General features: G+C 63.5%; 1 protein-coding gene. It reads left to right on the top strand.

Features of this window, described 5'->3' with window-relative positions; genetic code table 11:
- Positions 1-92 precede the first annotated feature (92 nt).
- On the top strand, positions 93-1,078 hold a 986-nt coding region (locus A3220_RS16565; protein ID WP_062376045.1), incomplete at its 3' end, for an IS1182 family transposase.

The following is a 1,078-nucleotide window of genomic DNA, read 5'->3' as shown; positions in this document are numbered from 1 at the left end:
AGCGCGCATCCAGCGTGAGCTAGCAGCCTGTCGGTCTTTCCGTTGCACCGTGAGATACTGACCACCGTCATCGCCGAGCTGAGAAGATCGCCATGAGCCGCTTCATCCCTGTGGATCGCCAGACCGATTACCTGCTGCCGCCTTCGGTAGACGAGTGGTTGCCCGATGGTCACCTGGCGCGGTTCGTTGTCGATGTTGTCGAACAACTGGACCTCTCGACGTTGACCCGGCGTTACATGGGGCGGGGTTCCAAGGCACATCACCCGGCGGTGCTACTGAGCCTGCTGATCTACGGCTACGCCACCGGGGTGGTCTCCAGCCGCAAGATCGAGCGTGCCACCTATGACTCGGTGGCGTTCCGCTACCTGGCCGCCAATACCCATCCCGACCATGACACGCTGGCCACCTTTCGCCGCCGCTTTCTGCCGGAACTGGAACAGTTGTTCGTACAGGTGCTGCTGCTGGCCCGCGAGATGAAGCTGCTCAAGCTTGGCACCATCGCCCTGGACGGCACCAAGCTCAAGGCCAACGCCAGCAAGCACAAGGCGTTGTCGTATGGCCATGCCAAGAAGCTGGAGGCACAGTTCAGGGCAGAGGTGAAAGCGCTGACCGAGCGGGCCGAGTCGGCGGACAAGGAGGACGCGGCCGACGGCATGGATATCCCCGCCGAGATTGCCCGCCGTGAAGCCCGCCTGGCGGCCATCGCTGAGGCGAAGGTCAAGATCGAGGCGCGCGCCGAGGAGCGGGACGCCACCGAGCAAGCCGCCTATCAGGAAAAGGTGGCGCGGCGGGAGGCGCAGCGCAAGGCCGGCAAGAAGCCCCGTGGGCGTGACCCCGAACCGCCCACTGGTGGCCCGCGTGACAAGGATCAGATCAATTTCACCGACCCGCAGTCGCGCATCATGCCGGTCACCGGCAAGGGGTTTGATCAGTGCTACAACGCCCAAGCCGCGGTTGATACCGAGAGTCTGCTGGTGACCCATGTCCACGTCACGCAGGCGACCAATGACAAGCAGCAAGTCATGCCGCTACTGACGGCCTGGCAAGGTTACCCGGAAACGCTGGGAAAACCTGACCA

It is taken from the genome of Halomonas sp. KX33721 (assembly GCF_001596805.1).
Lineage (GTDB): Bacteria > Pseudomonadota > Gammaproteobacteria > Pseudomonadales > Halomonadaceae > Vreelandella > Vreelandella aquamarina.
This window is presented reverse-complemented; position numbering and strand designations above follow the sequence as displayed.